The sequence below is a fragment of the Micromonospora sp. CPCC 205739 genome, from assembly GCF_036906795.1.
Lineage (GTDB): Bacteria > Actinomycetota > Actinomycetes > Mycobacteriales > Micromonosporaceae > Micromonospora.
In genome coordinates this window covers 17401-34823 of the sequence record NZ_JBAKHS010000011.1, presented here as the reverse complement: position 1 = coordinate 34823, position 17423 = coordinate 17401, and the positions used below count along the sequence as shown (strand labels likewise).

The window sequence follows — 17423 nt, the reverse complement described above, 5'->3', positions numbered from 1 at the left end:
ACGCGCGGTGGAGCGTGGCGGTCAGCGCGGCGCCCGGCCGGCGGTCACCGGGGGCGCGGTGGACGGGGAGCCGGGCGGCGGGGTGGGGCCGAGCGCGGGCAGGCCGGCGATGCGCCAGGCGACGAAGCCGCCGATCACGTCGGTGGCCCGGCGCAGGCCGAGGTCGTGCAGCGCGGCGGCGGCCAGCGAGGAGGTGTAGCCCTCCTGGCAGATCACGACGACCGGCAGGTCGTAGCCGACCGCCTGGGGCAGCCGGGCCGGGCAGCGCGGGTCGAGCCGCCACTCCAGCACGTTGCGTTCGATGGTCAGCGCGCCCGGCACGGTGCCGTGCGCGGCCCGCTGGGCGGCGGACCGGATGTCGACCATCAGGGCCCCGCCGCGGTACGCCAGGTGCGCCGCCTCGGGGTCGAGCCGGCGCAGCCGGGCGCGGGCGGCGGCGAGGATCTCGTCGATGCCGCGCGATCCCGTCGGTGGGACCGGACAGTTCTCGATACTCGGGTGAAGCTGCTGCGGCATCCTCGCGGTCCTTCCAGGATCGAGCCGGCGGGCGGGCGTACGGGCGGTGGGGATCACCAGGCGACCCCGGCCACGGCCACGTCGGCGACCCGCAGCCGGCCGGCGACGAGCCGGTAGCGGGTCATCCGGCGCAGCGCCGGCCGGTAGACGTGGACGCTGACGGCGGGCTGGTCGGCCCGGTTGGTCACCACGTGCACGTGCCGCGGGCCGAACCGTCGCCCCGCGCCGGCCGCCAGGCGGTGCGGGCGCAGGTGTGCGCCGGACACCGTCTCCTCGGTCAGTTCCCCGGCGACGACGAGGAAGGCGCCGGAGGAGCCGCCGTGGTCGTGCAGGTCGGTGCCCTGGCCAGGGAGCCAGCTCAGCGCCCACACCTCGTGCGTGTCGGTGGCGGCGAGCCGGGCGTACCAGCGCTCGACCGGGTCGAAGCGCAGCGGCACCGGCCAGGCGGCCGGGTCGGCGTACGAGGAGGCGGCGGCGAGCAGGTCGTTCATGGTGGTCTCCCGTGTGGTGCGTCCGGACACCACTATAGGAGCCAAAGCCTATAGGTTTAGTAGGTAATACCGGATGCTGGGACGGCGGTCCCGCGCTCCCCTCAGGGTCAGCGCAGCACCGGCGGGTCCACCCGGTAGCCCGGCACCGACGGCCAACGGACGGTCAGCACCACCGAGGCCTGCTCGGCGTACCAGCAGTGGTCGACCCGGCCCCACACCACGTAGTCGCCCGGGGTGCCGAGCACCACCGTCCGGTCCGGGAACTCCATCCGGAACCGGCCGCTCACCAGCACCAGCAGCGCGGTCCGCCGCTCCCCCGTGGCCCACCGCGAGCGGGCCTGCCCCGGCGGGTGCACGCCCCACTTCACCTCGATATCGGCGCTGTGCCGCGGATCGCCGGCGGGCATGAAGTGACCGAGCAGCCAACCGGCGTTGGTGGCGCCGTCGACGCCCGCGTTGCCCACGTACACCTCGTCCATGGCCCTCCCGTCGTGGGCTGGCAAGCTACCAGTCCGCCGGACGTGCCCGCCGACTAGCCTGGACAGGTGACCGACGACCTGGACGCGGAGACGCTCGCCTTCGCCCATCGGATGTTCCACCTGGCCCGCGACGGCCGGACCGAGGAGCTGAGCCGCTACGTCGACGCCGGTCTGCCGGTGAACATGACCAACGACAAGAGCGACACCCTGCTCATCCTGGCCGCCTACCACGCCCATCCGGCGACGGTGGCGGCGGAGACCGCCCGCTTCTTCGACCTGCCGGAGATGCTCACCCTGCTCACCTCCCGCTGAGGCGACACCATGGACGATCCCGTACCGGAGCGGATGCGCACGGCGGCCACCGCGCTGCTGGCCGCGCTCGACGAGCCGGCGCGCGCCACCGCCGGTTACGCCTTCGACGACCAGGGCCGACGGTGGCTGGAGTACCGGCCTCGGCCGCGACCCGGCGTCTGCCTTGCCGATCTGGACCGCGCCGGGCGCAAGGCGGCGCACCGGCTGCTGGCCACCGCCCTGAGCCCGGCGGCGTACGCGCAGGCGATGACGGTGGTGGCGCTGGAGGAGGTGCTCGACCGGGCCGAGGGGTGGCGGCGCGGGCGGCACAGCGGCGACTACTGGGTGGCCCTGTACGGCGACCCGAACCGCGACGACCGCTGGGCGTGGCGGTTCGAGGGGCACCACCTGTCGGTGAGCATGACGGTGGTCGACGACGAGGTCTCCCCCGCCCCGGTCTTCCTCGGCGCCAACCCGGCCACCGTCCGGCACGCCGGGCGGCCCGTCTCCCGCCCGCTCGGCGTCGAGGAGGACCTCGGCCGCGAACTGCTGGCGGCGATCGGGCCGGCCGCACGGGACGCGGCGATCGTCGCCGACGAGGCGCCGGCGGACATCGTCAGCGCCACCCGGGCGTCGATCGAGGCGCCGCTCACCCCGCTGGGCGTGCCCGGCGACCGGCTCGGGGTCACCGGCCGGGCCCTGCTGGACCAGCTGGTGGCGCTCTACCTGGACCGGCTCCCCGCCGAGCTGGCCGTCCGCGAGGCGGACCGGCTCGCCGGCGGTGAACTGCACTTCGCCTGGGCCGGGTCGACCCGGCCGGGCGGGCGGCACTACTACCGGGTGCAGGGCGACGACCTGCTGATCGAGTACGACAACACCACCGACGACGGCAACCACGCGCACACCGTGCTGCGCCGCCCCGCCAGCGACTTCGGCGCCGACGTGCTCGCCGCCCACCGCGACCGGGCCCACTGACGCCGGTCAGGCCGGGCGGACCGCCTCGATCAGGAAGCGGCGGGCGTGGGCGACGAAGGCCCCCTCGGCGCGGATCCGCCGGTCCAGCGCGGCGAGCTGCGGCCGGTACCGCTCGACGTCGAAGCCCGGCACCGTCCAGACGACCTTGCGCAGGAACCAGACGACCGCACCGACGTCGTGAAAGACCGCCCGCAGGGTGGCCTCTTCGAGGCGGGCCACGGTCAGGCCGGCGGCCCGGGCGGCGGCGACGGCCTGCTCCGGGTGCCGGGTCGGCGGCGGCGGCAGCGGGCCGAGGATCGCCTCGCTCAGCTCGCGCATCGTGCCCGGGCCGATCTGCTGGGACAGGTACGCCCCGCCGGGGCGCAGCACCCGGGCGGTCTCGGCCCAGCCGGTGGCGACCGGGTGTCGGCTGGTGACGAGGTCGAAGGAGCCGTCGCGGAACGGCAGCCCGGACTCCGGGCCCACCTGGACGACCCTCGCGCCGACCCGGCGCAGCGTACGGCGGGCGACGGCGACGTTGGGCGGCCAGGCCTCGGTGGCGACCAGCAGCGGCGGCGGGGCCGGCGCCTCGGCGAGCACCTCGCCCCCGCCGGTGTCGACGTCGAGCGCGGCGGTGACCTCCGCCAGCCGGGCCGCCACCAACCGGGCGTAGCCCCAGGGCGGGCGGTCCTCGGTGGCCCGGCCGTCGAGCCAGGAGAAGTCCCACCCGTCCACGGGCGCGGCCGCCGCCTCGGCGACCAGCTCGGCGAAGGTGCGTGCTGCCATCCGGCCACCGTGCCCGCCGTCGCCGCCCGCGGGCAACCGGATATCGCCCGGCCGGGGGGGCGAGGGTCAGGCGCGGGGGCGGATGATCTCCACGGTGGCGCCGGCGGCCGGCACGCCCTCCAAGGCCTCGAAGCCGCTCGGCTCACGGCGGCCCGCGTCGAACCGGCGCATCAGGCGCGCGCCCAGCCGGACCCCGACCGCGCCGACCACGAGGGCGACCAGCTCGATGACGAGCAGCACTCCGCCGGCGCCGCGCTGCGGCGCGTCGGCCCGGATCAGGCAGGCCAGCAGGAAGAGCGCGGCCATGCCGGCGTTGACCAGGTTGAAGGTGACCATGGTGCGGCGGGTCCGGCCCGCGCGGACGTCCCACAGGTCGACCATGCCGGCGACCCCGGCGAGCGCGGCGGCGACCAGGGCGGCGATCGCCGTCCAGTAGCCGACCTCGCCGAGGAAGGCCGGCCCGCCGGCCACGTCGGCGAGGTCGAAGACGACCGCGCTGACGAAGAGCCCGAACGGGAACGTCACCAGCATCGGTTGGATCGGATGCCCCTGCACCCGCAGCCGGCTCTCCATCGGTGCCTCCCCAGGATCGCGTCAATCACGGATCCATGGTGCTACCCGGACGCCAATGGGGCGAAACGACGCGCTCAACCCTCCCGGGGACGCGACACCGTGGCGACCAGCCGCTCGGCGACCTCGCGCAGCGGGATGTCCAGCGAAGACGCCGCGTTGCGCAGCACGTCGAGGGCCTCCGGCGCGGGGCACCCGCGCTGGGTCATGATCACTCCGACCGCCTGGCCGACCACGCCCTCCTCCAGCAGCGACCCGTCCAGCTCGCCGGCCCGCTCCACCTGCTTGACCCGGTCGCGCACCGCCTTCAGCAGCAGGCCGGCGTGCTCGGCCAGCAGCATCGCGGTGAGCTGGTGCCGCGCCGTGAAGGTGCCGGCGGAGTCGGTGTAGAGGTTGATCACCCCGATGGCCTGCTCGTCGACGTCGACCGGCGCGGAGATCACCCCGCGCACGCCGAGGCCGCGCGCCCGGGCCGTCCAGCCCGGCCAGCGCTCCTCGGCGGCGAGGTCCTGCGCGACGGTCATCTCGCGCCGCCCGATGGCGGTCATCGCCGGCGACTCCGGGCCGTGCCGCAGGTCGTCCAGCTCCGCCAGCCGAGGGTCGGAAGCGGCCACCCCGGCCGGCTCCCCGGCGCGCAGCGCGGTGAAGCCGCACCAGGTCACCTCGGGTACGGCGTCCCGGGCGATGCGTACCAGCCGGGCCAGCGCCTCGTCGAAGTCGTCGGCGGCGATCAGACCGGCGGTCAGCTCGCGCAGCAGGGCTGCGGTCTCCAGCACGCCGAGGGTGTCGATCAACGGTTCCCGCATGTCCAGGTTCACCGGCGCACGGCCCCCGCGCACCGACCGACCCCGCCGACCGGCCCCGTTGCCTGTCTCATCGTGTGATCTCCCCTGACTCTTGAGCCCCGGGCTACTACCCTCGCAAACCGGGATCGAAACCGCGCAAAGGGGTCCCTTCCGGCGCGTGTCGGCGCCGGAAGGGACCCCGTCTGCCGGTCAGCGCGCGGCGGAGAGCCGCCGGCCGACCGAGGCGATCAGCCGGTCCAGCTCCGAGCCGAACGGGTTGTCGTGGACCAGGTACGTCCAGGTGGCGCTCGGCCGCACCAGCTTGGCGGCGTCCGGCTCCCAGTCGGCGTCGAACTCGGTCTCGGTGAAGGTGGCGATGGTCCGGGTCTCGATCTCGGGGACGAGGTTGTTGAACGCCGGCACCGCCGCTCGGTGGAACTCGTCCAGCGGGTCGAGGCGGCCCAGCGCCCGCAGGTGCACGCCCTCGCGGACCTCGGAGAGCTCGGCCAGGTGCTCGGCCCAGAGCCGGTCGAGGTGGTACAGCGCGATGGACCGGGCCACCCGGGCGAGCAGGTCCTCGTCCATCTCGCCGGCCTTCTCCGGCACCCGGTCGAGCAGCATCAGCGCGGCCACGTCGCTGGTGAGCAGCCGCTCGCGGCGCTCGGCGAGGGCCTTGCGCTGCTGCTCGATCACCACGCTGTAGCGCCAGGTGTTGCGGTGGATCTCGTGGTTGACGCCCTCGGCCACCCGCTGGGCGTGCTCCACGGCGTAGTCCACCTGCTCGTCGGTGACCAGGCCGTCGGCGTTCATCCGCGGCGAGGCCGGCACGGTGTCGCCGGCGTGCCGGACCACCAGGTCGTCCTCCAGGCTGACGAAGAAGACCGAGCCACCGGGGTCGCCCTGCCGGCCGGCCCGGCCGCGCAGCTGGTCGTCGACCCGGCGGCTGTCGTGCCGGCCGCTGCCGAGGACGTACAGCCCGCCCAGCTCGGCCACCCGCTCCCGGTCGGCCTGGTCGCTGCCGCCGAGGCGGATGTCCACGCCCCGGCCGGCCATCTGGGTGGAGACGGTCACCGCGCCGTACGCGCCGGCCTCGGCGATGATCGCCGCCTCCTCGTCGTCGTTCTTGGCGTTGAGCACGACGCAGGGCACCCCGGCGGCGTTCAGGCCGGCGGCCAGCCCCTCGGACTCCTTGACGTCGAGGGTGCCGACCAGCACCGGCCGGCCGGCGCGGTGGCAGCGCGTGATCTCGTCGATCAGCGCCTCCTCCTTCTCGGCCCGGGTCGCGTAGATCCGGTCCGGCTCGTCCTCCCGGACGCAGGGGGTGTTCGGCGGGATCACCGCCACCTCGAGGCCGAAGAACTCCCGCAGCTGGTCGCCGACGAGCACCGCGGTCGCGGTCATGCCGCAGACGGTGGGGTAGAGCGCGATGTACGCCTGCACGGCGATGGTGCCCAGCACCTCGCCCTCGGCGGTGGCGTCCAGGCCCTCCTTCGCCTCGACCGCCGCCTGGAGACCGTCCGGCCAGCGGCGGCGCTGGGCCACCCGGCCGCGCATCTCGTCGATCAGCTCGACCGAGCCGTCCCGGACGATGTAGTCGACGTCACGGTGCAGCAGGGCGTGCGCGTGCAGCGCCACGTTGACCGCGGAGAGCTGCCCGACGTGCTCGGTGTCGTACAGGTCGATGCCGCCGAGCTTCGCCTCGACGGTGGCCAGGCCGGCGGCGGTGAACGCCACGCTGCGACCGTCCTCGGCCACGGTGTAGTGCTTGCCACTGCGCAGGCCGCGCACCAGCGCCGCGGCGGCGTGCACCGGGTCCTGCTCACCGGCGACCGCGCCGGCGAGCACCATCGGCACCCGGGCCTCGTCGATCAGGATGGAGTCGGCCTCGTCGACGATCGCGGTCTTCAGCGGCGGCTGGACCCGCTCGGCAAGGTCGGTGACGAGCTGGTCGCGCAGGAAGTCGAAGCCGGCCTCGCTGACCGAGACGTAGGTGACGTCGCAGGCGTACGCGGCGCGCCGCTCCTCGGGGGTGGAGGCCTCGTTGACCCAGGCGACGGTGAGCCCGAGCAGCCGGTAGACCGGCGCCATCCACTCGGCGTCGCGGCGGGCCAGGTAGTCGTTGACGGTGAGCACGTGCACCGGGCCGTTGCCCAGCCGGACGTGTCCGTACGCGGCGATGGTGGCGGTGAGCGTCTTGCCCTCACCGGTGGCCATCTCGGCGACCTTGCCCGACAGCAGCGCCATCGCGCCGAGCAGCTGCACGTCGTACGGCCGCTGGTCCAGCCCGCGACGGGCGGCCTCCCGGCCGATGGCGCAGATCTCCGCGTACTCCGTGGCGGCACCGGCGGCCTCGGTCAGCTCGGCGTCGTCGAGGGCGGACAGCTCGTCCTCGCGCGCGGCGATCTGCGGCAGCAACTTCTCCAGCGGGGCCAGGTCGACCGTCGTCCCCGGGCGCTGGAGGAACCGCCGGAACCTGCTCTTCAACCGTTGCGACACACCCATGAGCGGCAACGGTACGCGAACCGGCCCGGCCGTGGCTGCCCGGCTCGTCCGGGGCGTCCCCGGTGTCCCCGTTCCGGCCCGTCGGGGCAGGTCAGCGGGGGCGGGGCGGGTCAGCTCACCAGCAGCTGGTGGGCGGCCAGCTCGCGGTAGAGCGGACTGGTGACGGTCAATTCGTCGTGGGTGCCGACGGCGACCACCCGGCCGCCGTCGAGCACCACGATCTGGTCGGCGTCGACGACCGTGGCGAGCCGGTGCGCGACGATCAGCAGGGTACGCCGCACCGCCACCGCGTCGATGGCCCGGCGCAGCGCCGCCTCGTTGCGCGCGTCGAGGTTGCTGGTCGGCTCGTCGAGCAGCAACACAGGCGGGCCGGCGAGCAGCGCCCGGGCGATCGCCAGGCGCTGCCGCTCGCCACCGGAGAGCAGCACCCCGCCCTCCCCCACCTGCACGTCCAGCCCGGCGTCGGTGCGTTCGGCGAGGTGGCCGAGGTTGACCTCGTCGAGGACGGCGCGCAGCGCGGCGTCGGTCGCGTCCGGGGCGCCGATGAGCAGGTTGTCCCGCAGCGTGCCGGCCAGCACCGGGGCCTCCTGCTCAACGTAGCCGAGCCGGGCCCGCAGGGCGGCCCGGGGCAGCCGGCGCACGTCGACGCCGTCGATCCGCAGCGACCCGGAGGTGACCTCGTAGAAGCGCTCGACCAGCGCGAGCAGCGTCGACTTGCCGGCCCCGGAGGGGCCGACCAGGGCGGTGCGGGTGCCGGTCGGCACGGTGAAGCTCACCTCGTGCAGCACCGGCGCGCCGTCGGGATAGCCGAACCCCACCCGGTCGAACTCGATCATCGCGGGGCGGCCGGCCGGCGGGGCCGTCGCCGGGGCCGCGTCGTCCCCGGCGTCCTCCACCGGTACGGCCAGCACCTCCTCGATCCGCTGCAGGGCGCCCAGCCCGGTCTGCAGCTGCGTGTACGCGTGCACCGCCTGGCCGAGCGGCAGGACCAGGAAGAACAGGAACATCACGAAGGCCACCAGGTCGCCGACGGTGATCGCGCCGGCCGCGACCCGGGCCCCGCCCACGCCGAGGACCAGCAGGAACGCGCCCTGGATGGTGACCGCGCTGACCGGGCCGACGACCGCCTGCACCCGGGCCACCCGCAGCCCCGCCGCGTACGCCTGCGTGGCGCTGGCGCCGACGGCGTCGGCCTCGCGGCGCTCGGCGCCGGCGGCGCGGATGGTGCGGGCGGCGGAGATGGCCCGCTCGACGGCGGAGGTCATCTCGCCGACGCGCTCCTGGGCGGCACGGGAGAGCGCGCGCACCCGGCGGGCCACGGTGAGCGCGAACCCGATGCCGGCGGCCACACCCAGCAGGGTCACCCCGAACAGCACCGGGTCGAGCAACGCCATCGCGCCGGCCGCGCCGACGACCATCACCGCGCCGGTGACCGTCTCGAACAGCCCGGAGGTGACCACGGCCCGCAGCAGGGTGGTGTCGGAGCCCACCCGGGAGAGCAGGTCGCCGGTGCGGCGCCGGTCGTACTCGACGATGGGCAGCCGCAGCAGGTGCCCGGCGAGCCGGCGGCGGGTGCCCAGCACGACGCCCTCGGCGGTGCGTTGCAGCAGGAAGTCGCGCAGGCCGCCGAGGGCCGCGCCGACCACCACCAGAGCCACCAGCACCACCACCAGGCCGCCGACCGGGCGGGCCGCGGCCAACCCGTCGAGCACCTGGCGGGTGAGCAGCGGCTGGGCCAGCGACGCGCCCGCGCCGGCCAGCGACAACGCGCCCACCACGGCGAGGGTGCCGCGGTGGGCGCGCAGGTACGGCAGCAGGGCGGCCAGGCCGAGGGGCCGGCCGGCGGTGGCGGTGGTGGTCATGGGCCGACCGTATCCGCCGGCACCCAGTCGGGCGCCGGGGCGGTGGTCAGCCGGTCAGCACCACCTGGAGTTCCTGCCGGCGGCGTTCGGCCAGGTCGGTCAGGAGAGTGGGCGCCTCCTCCAGCGGCACCACCGCCGAGACGAGATGCTTGCGGATCACGTCCCCGTACTGCCGCAGCAGCTCGATGGTCTCGGCGGAGAGCCGTTCCCGGTCCCAGGTCGACGCCAGCCCGCGCGGCACCCGCCCGATCTGCGCGCAGCGCAGCGAGAGCCCGTTGTGGTGGAACTCCTCGCCGAACCGGACGGCGTCCGCGCCGTCCTGGTAGAAGGCCAGGTCGATCACGGTGCCCTGCGGGCGCAGCAGGCGCAGCGCCAGGTGCAGCGCCCAGGCCTGGCCGCGGCACTGGAACACCACGTCGGCGCCCCGGTCCCCGGCGGCGTGGTTCCACCGGGTCTTGAGCACCACGGCCGGGTCGTCGGCCTCCGGGTCGAGCGTCTCCAGGCCGAGCGCCTCGGCGACCTGCCGCCGCTGCGGCGTCGGGTCCAGCACCACCACCGAGGCGGCGCCGTGCCGCTTGGCGAACAGGGCGGTGAGCAGCGCCACTACCCCGCTGCCGACCACCGCGATCCGCCGGCCGCGCACCCCGTCGCCGAGCGAGCGGACGTCGGTGCCGCACAGGTCGGCGGCGGCGTGCAGCAGGCCGTTGGCGCAGATCGGGCCCATGTGCGCGACGTAGACGCCGAGCAGCGGGTCGAGGTCGTCCGGGAGCGGGACGAACCGCTCGGCGACCGGGTCGGCCACCCAGCCGCTGCGGTGCCCGTAGGTCATGGCCCCGACCGTGCCGACCGGTACGGCCGGGGTGCGGCTCTCCACCACCCGGCCGACCTGCATGTAGCCGAGCCGGGTGACCGGGTACGGAGTGCTCGCCTCGCCGGGCTGGAACAGACCCAGGTCCGGGTTCCAGGTGACGTTGAGGTAGGGGTTGGTGCCCTTGACGAAGCTCAGCTCGGTGCCGGCGGAGACTCCGCTGTAGAGCGTCTCCACCCGGAAGGTGCCCTCGCGCAGCTCGGCGGCGTCCTGCTCGACCAGCTCGACGGTGCCGGGGCCGCTGACCACCACGACCTTGTCACGCATCGACGCTCACCCCCGCGCGGGCCAGCGGCGCGGCGGCCGGGCCGGTCGGCAGGGTCACGGCACGGCCGGTGCGGGCCGACTCGGCGACCGCCAGCGCCAGCCGCTGGGTGCGCAGCGCCTCGGCGTACGGCACCCGGACGTCGTCGCCGACCCCGGTCACCGCGTCGATGAAGGCCCGGTCGACGGCGACCCGGGCGCCGTCCGGGTCGGACTCCATCCGGCGCTCCCCGTCGGCGTCGCAAACCACCAGGCCGTCCTCGGCCAGCGACAGCGCCAGCCCGTCGGCGAGGATCTCCAGCCCGGCCCGGTGCTTCCAGGTCAGCACGCAGGCCGCGGAAAGGGTGCCCACCGCCCCGTTGGCGAACCGCAGGGTGGCCGCGGTCACCGAGTCGATGTCGGCGCCCTCGACCGGCGGCGGGCTGCCGTCGCCGTACGCGGTCACCTCGACCGCCTCGCCGACCAGCGACCGGACCAGGTCCAGCACGTGCGCGGCCTGCTCGACCACCGGCCCGCCGGAGCGGTCCCGCACCGCCCACCACGGCACCGGCGGGACCTTGTCCAGCCAGGCGCCGTTGACCATCCGCACCGGCCGGTCGGCCAGCAGCTCGCGGGCCTGCTCCACGATGTGCAGGTACCGCCAGTGGTGGCCCACGGCGGTCAGCAGCCGCTTCTGCTCGACCAGCGCGGCGATCCGCTCGGCGGTGTCCAGGTCGACCGCGACGGGCTTCTCCACGAACATCGGGACACCGGCGGCGATGATCGCCTCCTCCACCGGCCCGTGCGCGAACGGCGGAACGCAGACGTACACCGCGTCCGGCCCGGCGGCGAGCAGCTCGTCGATGTCGACGAAGCTCCGGCCGCCGTGCGCGCCCGCCAGCTCCGCCGCCGCGTCCCGGGCCACGTCGGTCACCCCGAGCAGTTCCACGTCCTCGAAACCGCTCAACACGCGGGCATGGCGTTGTGCCACCCCGCCGGCCCCTACCAGTCCCACCCGGCACGTGCGCATTCCACCGACCCTCTCGACGCTGTTTCACGACTCGGGAACAGCACTTTCCGCAGCGGCCGAACGCGAAACCCGGCGCGCCCGGCAACGAACCGTTCATCTGGCGGGAACCAGCCGGTGCACGGTCCGTGATCAAGCTGTTAGGCATGATCCGGTTAGCGCGCGGGTGGAGATGGGAAAACCAAGTCCGCGTTTTCCGCCACGATCTGGGGGTGTGCCAGTGCGGGATACAGATTCGATCGTCTCACCTGTGGTGGAGGCATGGGCCACGTACCGGACGACTTCGGCCGGCGACTGGCCGGCGCGTCGGTTGGTGCGCGCCAAGGGTGACAGCCGGGTCAGCGTGGTGCTGCCGGCCCGCAACGAGGAGGCGACGGTCGGCGCGATCGTGTCGACGATCCGCGAACACCTGATGGACCGGGTCGCCCTGGTCGATGAGCTGATCGTGGTGGACTCCCGGTCCACCGACCGGACCGCCCAGGTCGCCCGCGCCGCGGGTGCCGAGGTGGTCAGCCAGGACGCGATGACCCGGGGACTGCCCCGGTTGAGCGGCAAGGGCGACGCCCTCTGGGCCGGCCTGGCCGCCGCGGAGGGAGACGTGGTCGCCTTCGTCGATGCCGACCTGCGCGAGTTCCGCCCGCACTTCGTGACCGGCCTGATCGGACCGCTGCTGACCGACCCGTCGGTGGACTTCGTGAAGGGCTTCTACCACCGACCGCTGGTGGGCGCCACCAGCGTGGAGGCCGACGGCGGCGGGCGGGTGACGGAGCTGATGGCCCGCCCGCTGCTCAACCTCTTCTGGCCGGAGCTGGCCGGCTTCGTGCAGCCCCTCGCCGGGGAGTACGCCGGCCGCCGGGAGGTGCTGGAGCAGGTGCCGTTCGTCTCCGGCTACGGGGTCGAGACGGCGATGCTGATCGACCTGCTGGAACTGGTCGGCCTGGACGCCCTCGCCCAGGTGGACCTCGGCGAGCGCAAGCACCGCCACCAGGACACCGCGGCGCTGGGCCGGATGTCCGCGCAAATCATGCACACCGCCTGGTCGCGGTTGCAGCGCCGCGGCTGGGCCAGTCCCGGCACCATGCCGGCCACCCTGCTCACCCAGTTCCGTCGGGGCGGCTCGGACGCGCTGCCCAACCTGGACCGGGAGATCGTGGTCAGCGACGTCTCCGTGGAGGAGCGCCCGCCGCTGGCCCAGCTCAAGCACCGGGTGCCGCGCCGGCGGGTGGCGGCGTGAGCGGCGGGTCGCCGCGATGGGCACCCGACGGCCGGCAGCAGCCGGCCGGGGGCGGAGAGCGGACGGCCGACCGGGCCTCCGCCGAGGGAAGGACCACAGCGCGATGAGCCTCACCGTCCTGATGAACGCCGGCCCCTGGTTGTCCGTGCCGCCTCCCGGCTACGGCGGGATCGAGAACGTCATCGCCACCCTGGTCCCGGAGCTGCGGCGGCTGGGCGTACGGGTGGTGCTGGCCTCGGTCGACAGCAGCACGCTGCCGGTGGACGAGAAGTTCTCGGTCTTCCCCGACGGGCAGTTCCACGCCCTGCAGCGGCCCTACAACCAGGTGTGCGGGATCTCGCAGGCCCACCTCAACGGGGTCGTCCGGCAGCTGCGCCGGCGCGACGACATCGACCTGGTGCACGACCACGTGGAGGCCGTCGGGCTGGCCACCCTCGCCGCGATGGGGCCGGACGCCCCGCCGGCGCTGCACACGCTGCACTGGGACCTGGCCAAGCACCCCGAGCTCTACGGCAACCTCGACGCCGGTGACCGGGTCCGGGTCAACGGCGTCTCCGCCTCCCAGCTGGCCCGCGCTCCCCGGGCGCTGCGGGAGCACTCGGTGGGGCACGTGCACCTGTCCACCCCGCTGGCCGTCGACGCCGACCGCGCGCCGCGCCCGGAGAAGGGCGACTACGCGATCATCCTGGGGCGGATCAACCCGGGCAAGGGGCAGGACGTGGGCGCCCGGCTGGCCCAGCGGGTCGGGGTGCCACTGATGCTCGCCGGGCCGGTCGGGCCGTACCACCGGCCGGAGGACCTGGCCGCGGCCGGGGACGAGGCCCGGCAGAACCCGGACGTGCGCTTCTTCTACGACGAGGTGGCCCCGCACGTCGACGGCGACCTGGTCCGCTGGGTCGGCACGGTGGCCGGGCAGGAGCGCGACGACCTGCTGGCCGGGGCGAAGGCCTCGCTCTTCCCGCTGCGCTGGGAGGAACCGGGCGGTACCGCGGTGGTGGAGTCCCTCGCGCTGGGCACGCCGGTGGTGGCGACCGCCCGCGGCTGCCTGCCCGAGCTGATCGAGCACGGGCGCACCGGCCTGCTCACCGGCGACGAGGACGAGCTCGGCGAGCTGCTGCTGGCGGCCGACCTGCTCGACACGGACGAGTGCCGGCGGGAGGCCGCGAGCCGGTTCACCCCGGCGGTGATGGCGCAGCGCTACGTCGAGCTGTACGAGCGGGTCCGGCAGGGCGCCGGGGTCCGGCAGTTGCAGGTCGTCTGAGGCGTACCCCGACTCGCACGGGCCCGGACCGGCATGGTCCGGGCCCGTTTGTCGTGCGGGGGGACGGGAACGCCGCGACGCGACGGAGGGAGCGCACGATGGCCGGTCCGATGGCCCACTCCCGGGCCCGGCGCAACCCCGCGGACGGCCGCGCGCCGGTACGCCGGGCCGCCGCCACGGTCGGGGTGGTGTTCCTGCTCATCGGCGCCCTCGGCTTCCTGCCGGGGGTGACCAACAACTACGCCGACCTGCGGCTGGCCGGGCACCAGTCCGGCGCCCTCCTGCTCGGGGTGTTCCAGGTGTCGGTGCTGCACAACCTGCTGCACCTGGGCTTCGGGGTGGCCGGGCTCGCGCTGTCGCGCACCGTCCGGCTGGCGCGCGCCTACCTGATCGGTGGCGGCGCGGTCTACCTCGTGCTCTGGCTCTACGGGCTGGCCGTCGACCACGGCAGCGCCGCGAACGTCATCCCGGTCAACGCCGCCGACGACCTCCTGCACCTCGGACTCGGGCTCGGCATGCTGGCGCTCGGCCTGCTCACCGGACGTGACGGGGATCGCCGCTGACGAGGCCCGGTATCCGATCGGTCCGGTTTCATCCGGCGAGACCCCGGGTACCTGGCTGAACCTGGGCACGCGAGCGGAATCGAGGGGCCGATGGCGAGCCGGATCACCTGCGAGGTGCACGACGAGTCACGCGTGACCGTCGTGCGCCTGCACGGCGCGCTCGATCTGGGCACGATGCGGTCGGTGCACACGGTGCTGGACCGCTGCCTCTCCTCCCAGCCGGACGCGCTGGTGGTCGACCTGGCGCGGGTCACGGTCGGTGACCGGCTCGCGCTCTCCGTCTTCGCCGCCACGGCCCGGCACGCCGCCGACTGGCCGGCCGTGCCGGTACTGCTCTGCGCTCCCCCCTCGGACGCGGCCGCCTGGCTCGCCGAGTCCAGCACCTGCCGCGTGGTGCCGGTGCACCGGGACTGCGCCGAGGCGACCCGGCTGGCCGGCGAGAGCGCCTCACCGCGGCTGCGGGCCCGGCTGGAGCCGGTGGCCAGCGCCTGCCGGCGGGCCCGGGAACTGGTCGGCGAGGCCTGCGGCCGGTGGAACGCCCCGGAGCTGGTCGGCCCGGCGTCGCTGGTGCTCAGCGAACTGGTCGGCAACGTGGTGCGGCACGCGCACACCCCGATGCAGGTGACTCTCACGCTGCGCCGGCCGTACCTGCACGTGGCGGTGACCGACGGCAGTCGCAGCGCGGCGCGGGCGACCAGCCCGGAGCTGCGCGCCGAGGGTGGGCGCGGCCTGATGCTGGTCCGGGAGATGGCGCAGCGGTGGGGCAGTGCCCCACTGGCCGACGGGAAGGTCGTCTGGGCCGTCGTGCCCGCCAATTGACCGAAATTCCCTCTTTCGCCTGGTTACATGGTCGGAGGGGCGGGCAAGTCACGCCCGTCCTTTCTGTCGTGACGACGGGGTGAGAGCCGATGCCCAGAGGGGTACCCACGGAGCCGGCGCGAGACCGGGGGCCGGCGGTCCTGGCGCCGGCGCGGTTCGGCGGTTACCCAGGCCCGGTCCGGCCGGCGCTGCCGGGCGCCAAGCTGATCAAGCTGCTCGGGACGACCGACGCCAAGCAGATCGGTCTGCTGTACCTGTCGACCTCGTTCATCTTCTTCCTCATCGGCGGGGTGCTGGCGCTGCTGATCCGGGCCGAGCTGGCGCGGCCGAACCTGCAGCTCCTCTCCCCCGAGCAGTACAACCAGATGTTCACCATGCACGGCACGATCATGCTGCTGCTCTTCGCGACGCCACTGGTGTTCGGGTTCGGCAACTACGTGGTGCCGTTGCAGATCGGCGCGCCCGACGTCGCGTTCCCCCGGCTCAACGCCCTGGCGTACTGGCTCTACCTGTTCGGCGGGGGCATGGTGGTCGCCGGATTCGCCACCCCGAGCGGGGCGGGCGACTTCGGCTGGACGGCGTACACCCCACTGAGCACCGCCGAGCATTCGCCGGGCGTCGGCGCCAACCTGTGGGTGGTCGGTCTGGCCCTCTCCGGCCTGGGCACCATCCTCGGCGCGGTCAACCTGATCACCACGATCCTGACTCTGCGCGCCCCGGGCCTGACCATGTTCCGGATGCCGATCTTCACCTGGAACCTGCTGCTGACCAGCGTCCTGGTGATCCTGGTCTTCCCGCTGCTGGCCGCCGCGCTCTTCGCCCTCGCCGCCGACCGGCTGCTCAACGCGCACGTCTTCGACCCGGCGACCAGCGGGCCGATGCTCTGGCAGCACCTGTTCTGGTTCTTCGGCCACCCCGAGGTCTACATCATCGCGCTGCCGTTCTTCGGCATCATCACCGAGATCATCCCGGTCTTCGCCCGCAAGCCGATCTTCGGCTACACCGGTCTGGTGCTCGCCACCATCGCGATCACCGTGCTGTCGATGACCGTCTGGGCGCACCACATGTTCGCCACCGGCCAGGTGCTGCTGCCCTTCTTCAGCTTTCTCAGCTACCTGATCGCCGTACCGACCGGGGTGAAGTTCTTCAACTGGATCGGCACCTTGTGGAAGGGGCAGCTCACCTTCGAAACGCCGATGCTCTTCGCCATCGGCTTCCTGGTCACCTTCCTGCTCGGCGGCCTCACCGGGGTGCTGCTGGCCAGCCCGCCGGCGGACTTCCACACCACCGACACGTACTTCGTGGTGGCGCACTTCCACTACGTGCTCTTCGGCACCATCGTGTTCGCGGCCTTCGGTGGGGCCTACTTCTGGTTCCCGAAGATGACCGGCCGGCTGCTCGACGAGCGGCTCGGCAAGATCCACTTCTGGACCATGTTCCTCGGTTTCCACGCCACCTTCCTGGTGCAGCACTGGCTCGGCAGCGAGGGGATGCCCCGCCGCTACTCCGACTACCTGCCCACCGACGGCTTCACCACGCTCAACATGATCTCCAGCGTCGGCTCGTTCGTGCTCGGCGCGTCCACGTTGTTCTTCATCCACAACGTCTGGAAGTCCTGGCGGTACGGGGCCAAGGTGACCGTGGACGACCCCTGGGGCTTCGGCAACTCCCTGGAGTGGGCGACCACCTGCCCGCCCCCGCTGCGCAACTTCGACCGGATGCCCCGGATCCGCTCCGAGCGCCCCGCCTTCGACGCCAAGTACGGCCCGCTCGTCGCCGACCTCGGCCGCGATCTGCCGCAGCGCACCACCCGCCCGGCGCAGGAGTTCCACGAGGAGATGCGGCACGAACGGCACGTGCCGGAGTCGCCGGCGGCCGAGGGCGCCCACGGCGCGCGGGAGGCGATGGCCTACCAGCCCGCCCCGCAGTCCGGGGCCCGGCCGGTCGAGGTCCCGGAGCCGGAGCAGGTGCGCCGGCCCAGCTTCGACCAGACCGACGAGCCGGAGGAGAACCCGCTCGACGCCCAGGTGGAGCCCAAGGCGAACGAGCGCTGGCGGCACCCGCACAGCAAGGGCGACACCGAGGAACACTGACCGACCCCGCACCGCGTCGGCGCCCACGTACGCCACCGCCCCCGCGTCCCGGTGGCGGCGGCCCCTCGCGTCGCTCCTT

The 17423-nt window shown here is 74.1% G+C and carries 17 protein-coding genes; 7 read left to right on the top strand and 10 right to left on the bottom strand.

Annotated features, from left to right (window positions below; genetic code table 11):
- Nucleotides 1-21 precede the first annotated feature (21 nt).
- The 3 genes from V6U88_RS17850 to V6U88_RS17840 form a co-directional block, all read right to left on the bottom strand.
- Nucleotides 22-516 (bottom strand): rhodanese-like domain-containing protein, encoded by a 495-nt coding sequence (locus V6U88_RS17850; RefSeq protein ID WP_334454396.1) that lies wholly within the window; start codon nucleotides 514-516, stop codon nucleotides 22-24.
- A gap of 53 nt (nucleotides 517-569) precedes the next feature.
- Nucleotides 570-1007 carry a cysteine dioxygenase gene (locus tag V6U88_RS17845; protein ID WP_334454395.1) on the bottom strand — a complete coding sequence of 146 codons (438 nt, stop codon included), beginning with the start codon at nucleotides 1005-1007 and terminating at the stop codon, nucleotides 570-572.
- A gap of 107 nt (nucleotides 1008-1114) precedes the next feature.
- Nucleotides 1115-1486, bottom strand: coding sequence for a signal peptidase I (locus V6U88_RS17840; protein ID WP_334454393.1), 372 nt, complete (start codon nucleotides 1484-1486; stop codon nucleotides 1115-1117).
- A gap of 66 nt (nucleotides 1487-1552) precedes the next feature.
- On the opposite strand from V6U88_RS17840, the gene V6U88_RS17835 reads away from it, so the two are divergent.
- Both V6U88_RS17835 and V6U88_RS17830 read left to right on the top strand, forming a co-directional pair.
- The gene (locus V6U88_RS17835) at nucleotides 1553-1798 is read left to right on the top strand and encodes an ankyrin repeat domain-containing protein (protein WP_334454391.1); all 246 of its coding nucleotides are present in this window, start codon (nucleotides 1553-1555) and stop codon (nucleotides 1796-1798) included.
- A 9-nt stretch (nucleotides 1799-1807) separates the two neighbouring features.
- Nucleotides 1808-2752 carry a DUF3500 domain-containing protein gene (locus V6U88_RS17830; protein WP_334454390.1) on the top strand — a complete coding sequence of 315 codons (945 nt, stop codon included), beginning with the start codon at nucleotides 1808-1810 and terminating at the stop codon, nucleotides 2750-2752.
- Between the two features lie 6 nt (nucleotides 2753-2758).
- Here V6U88_RS17830 and V6U88_RS17825 read toward each other — a convergent pair whose 3' ends face one another.
- The 7 genes from V6U88_RS17825 to V6U88_RS17795 form a co-directional block, all read right to left on the bottom strand.
- Entirely contained in the window at nucleotides 2759-3517 is a 759-nt protein-coding gene (locus V6U88_RS17825; RefSeq protein WP_334454389.1) for a class I SAM-dependent methyltransferase, read from the bottom strand.
- 66 nt (nucleotides 3518-3583) lie between these two features.
- Complete coding sequence (locus V6U88_RS17820; RefSeq protein ID WP_334454387.1) at nucleotides 3584-4090, bottom strand: DUF2231 domain-containing protein; 507 nt, start codon at nucleotides 4088-4090, stop codon at nucleotides 3584-3586.
- Nucleotides 4091-4164: 74 nt separating this feature from the next.
- A complete protein-coding gene (locus V6U88_RS17815; RefSeq protein WP_334454711.1) occupies nucleotides 4165-4905 on the bottom strand; it encodes a GAF and ANTAR domain-containing protein in 741 nt (246 codons plus the stop codon).
- A gap of 177 nt (nucleotides 4906-5082) precedes the next feature.
- Nucleotides 5083-7374, bottom strand: a complete 2292-nt coding sequence (gene secA2 / locus V6U88_RS17810; protein WP_334454385.1) for an accessory Sec system translocase SecA2 — start codon at nucleotides 7372-7374, stop codon at nucleotides 5083-5085.
- Between the two features lie 110 nt (nucleotides 7375-7484).
- Complete coding sequence (locus tag V6U88_RS17805; protein WP_334454384.1) at nucleotides 7485-9236, bottom strand: ABC transporter ATP-binding protein; 1752 nt, start codon at nucleotides 9234-9236, stop codon at nucleotides 7485-7487.
- A 46-nt stretch (nucleotides 9237-9282) separates the two neighbouring features.
- Nucleotides 9283-10371, bottom strand: coding sequence for a zinc-binding dehydrogenase (locus V6U88_RS17800; RefSeq protein WP_334454383.1), 1089 nt, complete (start codon nucleotides 10369-10371; stop codon nucleotides 9283-9285).
- Nucleotides 10364-11377 (bottom strand): Gfo/Idh/MocA family protein, encoded by a 1014-nt coding sequence (locus V6U88_RS17795; RefSeq protein WP_334454381.1) that lies wholly within the window; start codon nucleotides 11375-11377, stop codon nucleotides 10364-10366. The genes V6U88_RS17800 and V6U88_RS17795 overlap by 8 nt, the downstream gene beginning before the upstream one ends.
- A gap of 217 nt (nucleotides 11378-11594) precedes the next feature.
- Between V6U88_RS17795 and V6U88_RS17790 the strand changes: the two genes are divergently transcribed.
- The 5 genes from V6U88_RS17790 to ctaD all read left to right on the top strand — a co-directional run bounded on the left by V6U88_RS17790 (nucleotide 11595) and on the right by ctaD (nucleotide 17344).
- Nucleotides 11595-12608, top strand: coding sequence for a glucosyl-3-phosphoglycerate synthase (locus V6U88_RS17790; protein ID WP_334454380.1), 1014 nt, complete (start codon nucleotides 11595-11597; stop codon nucleotides 12606-12608).
- A gap of 103 nt (nucleotides 12609-12711) precedes the next feature.
- Nucleotides 12712-13869, top strand: a complete 1158-nt coding sequence (locus tag V6U88_RS17785) for a glycosyltransferase (RefSeq protein WP_334454378.1) — start codon at nucleotides 12712-12714, stop codon at nucleotides 13867-13869.
- 98 nt (nucleotides 13870-13967) lie between these two features.
- Nucleotides 13968-14432: a DUF4383 domain-containing protein gene (locus V6U88_RS17780; RefSeq protein ID WP_442934650.1), complete on the top strand. Its 465-nt coding sequence runs from the start codon at nucleotides 13968-13970 to the stop codon at nucleotides 14430-14432.
- A gap of 90 nt (nucleotides 14433-14522) precedes the next feature.
- Nucleotides 14523-15251, top strand: a complete 729-nt coding sequence (locus V6U88_RS17775) for an ATP-binding protein (RefSeq protein ID WP_334454376.1) — start codon at nucleotides 14523-14525, stop codon at nucleotides 15249-15251.
- An 89-nt stretch (nucleotides 15252-15340) separates the two neighbouring features.
- On the top strand, nucleotides 15341-17344 hold the full coding sequence (gene ctaD / locus V6U88_RS17770; RefSeq protein ID WP_334454374.1) for an aa3-type cytochrome oxidase subunit I: 2004 nt from the start codon (nucleotides 15341-15343) through the stop codon (nucleotides 17342-17344).
- Nucleotides 17345-17423: the final 79 nt, after the last annotated feature.

Excerpts from the sequence above, each read along its gene's own strand:
- V6U88_RS17845 (WP_334454395.1), bottom strand. The coding sequence starts at position 1,007 with ATGAACGACCTGCTCGCCGCCGCCTCCTCGTACGCCGACCCGGCCGCC.
- V6U88_RS17820 (WP_334454387.1), bottom strand. The coding sequence starts at position 4,090 with ATGGAGAGCCGGCTGCGGGTGCAGGGGCATCCGATCCAACCGATGCTG.
- V6U88_RS17825 (WP_334454389.1), bottom strand. The coding sequence starts at position 3,517 with ATGGCAGCACGCACCTTCGCCGAGCTGGTCGCCGAGGCGGCGGCCGCG.
- V6U88_RS17840 (WP_334454393.1), bottom strand. The coding sequence starts at position 1,486 with ATGGACGAGGTGTACGTGGGCAACGCGGGCGTCGACGGCGCCACCAAC.
- ctaD (WP_334454374.1), top strand. The coding sequence starts at position 15,341 with ATGCCCAGAGGGGTACCCACGGAGCCGGCGCGAGACCGGGGGCCGGCG.
- V6U88_RS17830 (WP_334454390.1), top strand. The coding sequence starts at position 1,808 with ATGGACGATCCCGTACCGGAGCGGATGCGCACGGCGGCCACCGCGCTG.
- V6U88_RS17850 (WP_334454396.1), bottom strand. The coding sequence starts at position 516 with ATGCCGCAGCAGCTTCACCCGAGTATCGAGAACTGTCCGGTCCCACCG.
- secA2 (WP_334454385.1), bottom strand. The coding sequence starts at position 7,374 with ATGGGTGTGTCGCAACGGTTGAAGAGCAGGTTCCGGCGGTTCCTCCAG.
- V6U88_RS17805 (WP_334454384.1), bottom strand. The coding sequence starts at position 9,236 with ATGACCACCACCGCCACCGCCGGCCGGCCCCTCGGCCTGGCCGCCCTG.
- V6U88_RS17800 (WP_334454383.1), bottom strand. The coding sequence starts at position 10,371 with ATGCGTGACAAGGTCGTGGTGGTCAGCGGCCCCGGCACCGTCGAGCTG.
- V6U88_RS17775 (WP_334454376.1), top strand. The coding sequence starts at position 14,523 with ATGGCGAGCCGGATCACCTGCGAGGTGCACGACGAGTCACGCGTGACC.
- V6U88_RS17785 (WP_334454378.1), top strand. The coding sequence starts at position 12,712 with ATGAGCCTCACCGTCCTGATGAACGCCGGCCCCTGGTTGTCCGTGCCG.
- V6U88_RS17780 (WP_442934650.1), top strand. The coding sequence starts at position 13,968 with ATGGCCGGTCCGATGGCCCACTCCCGGGCCCGGCGCAACCCCGCGGAC.
- V6U88_RS17795 (WP_334454381.1), bottom strand. The coding sequence starts at position 11,377 with ATGCGCACGTGCCGGGTGGGACTGGTAGGGGCCGGCGGGGTGGCACAA.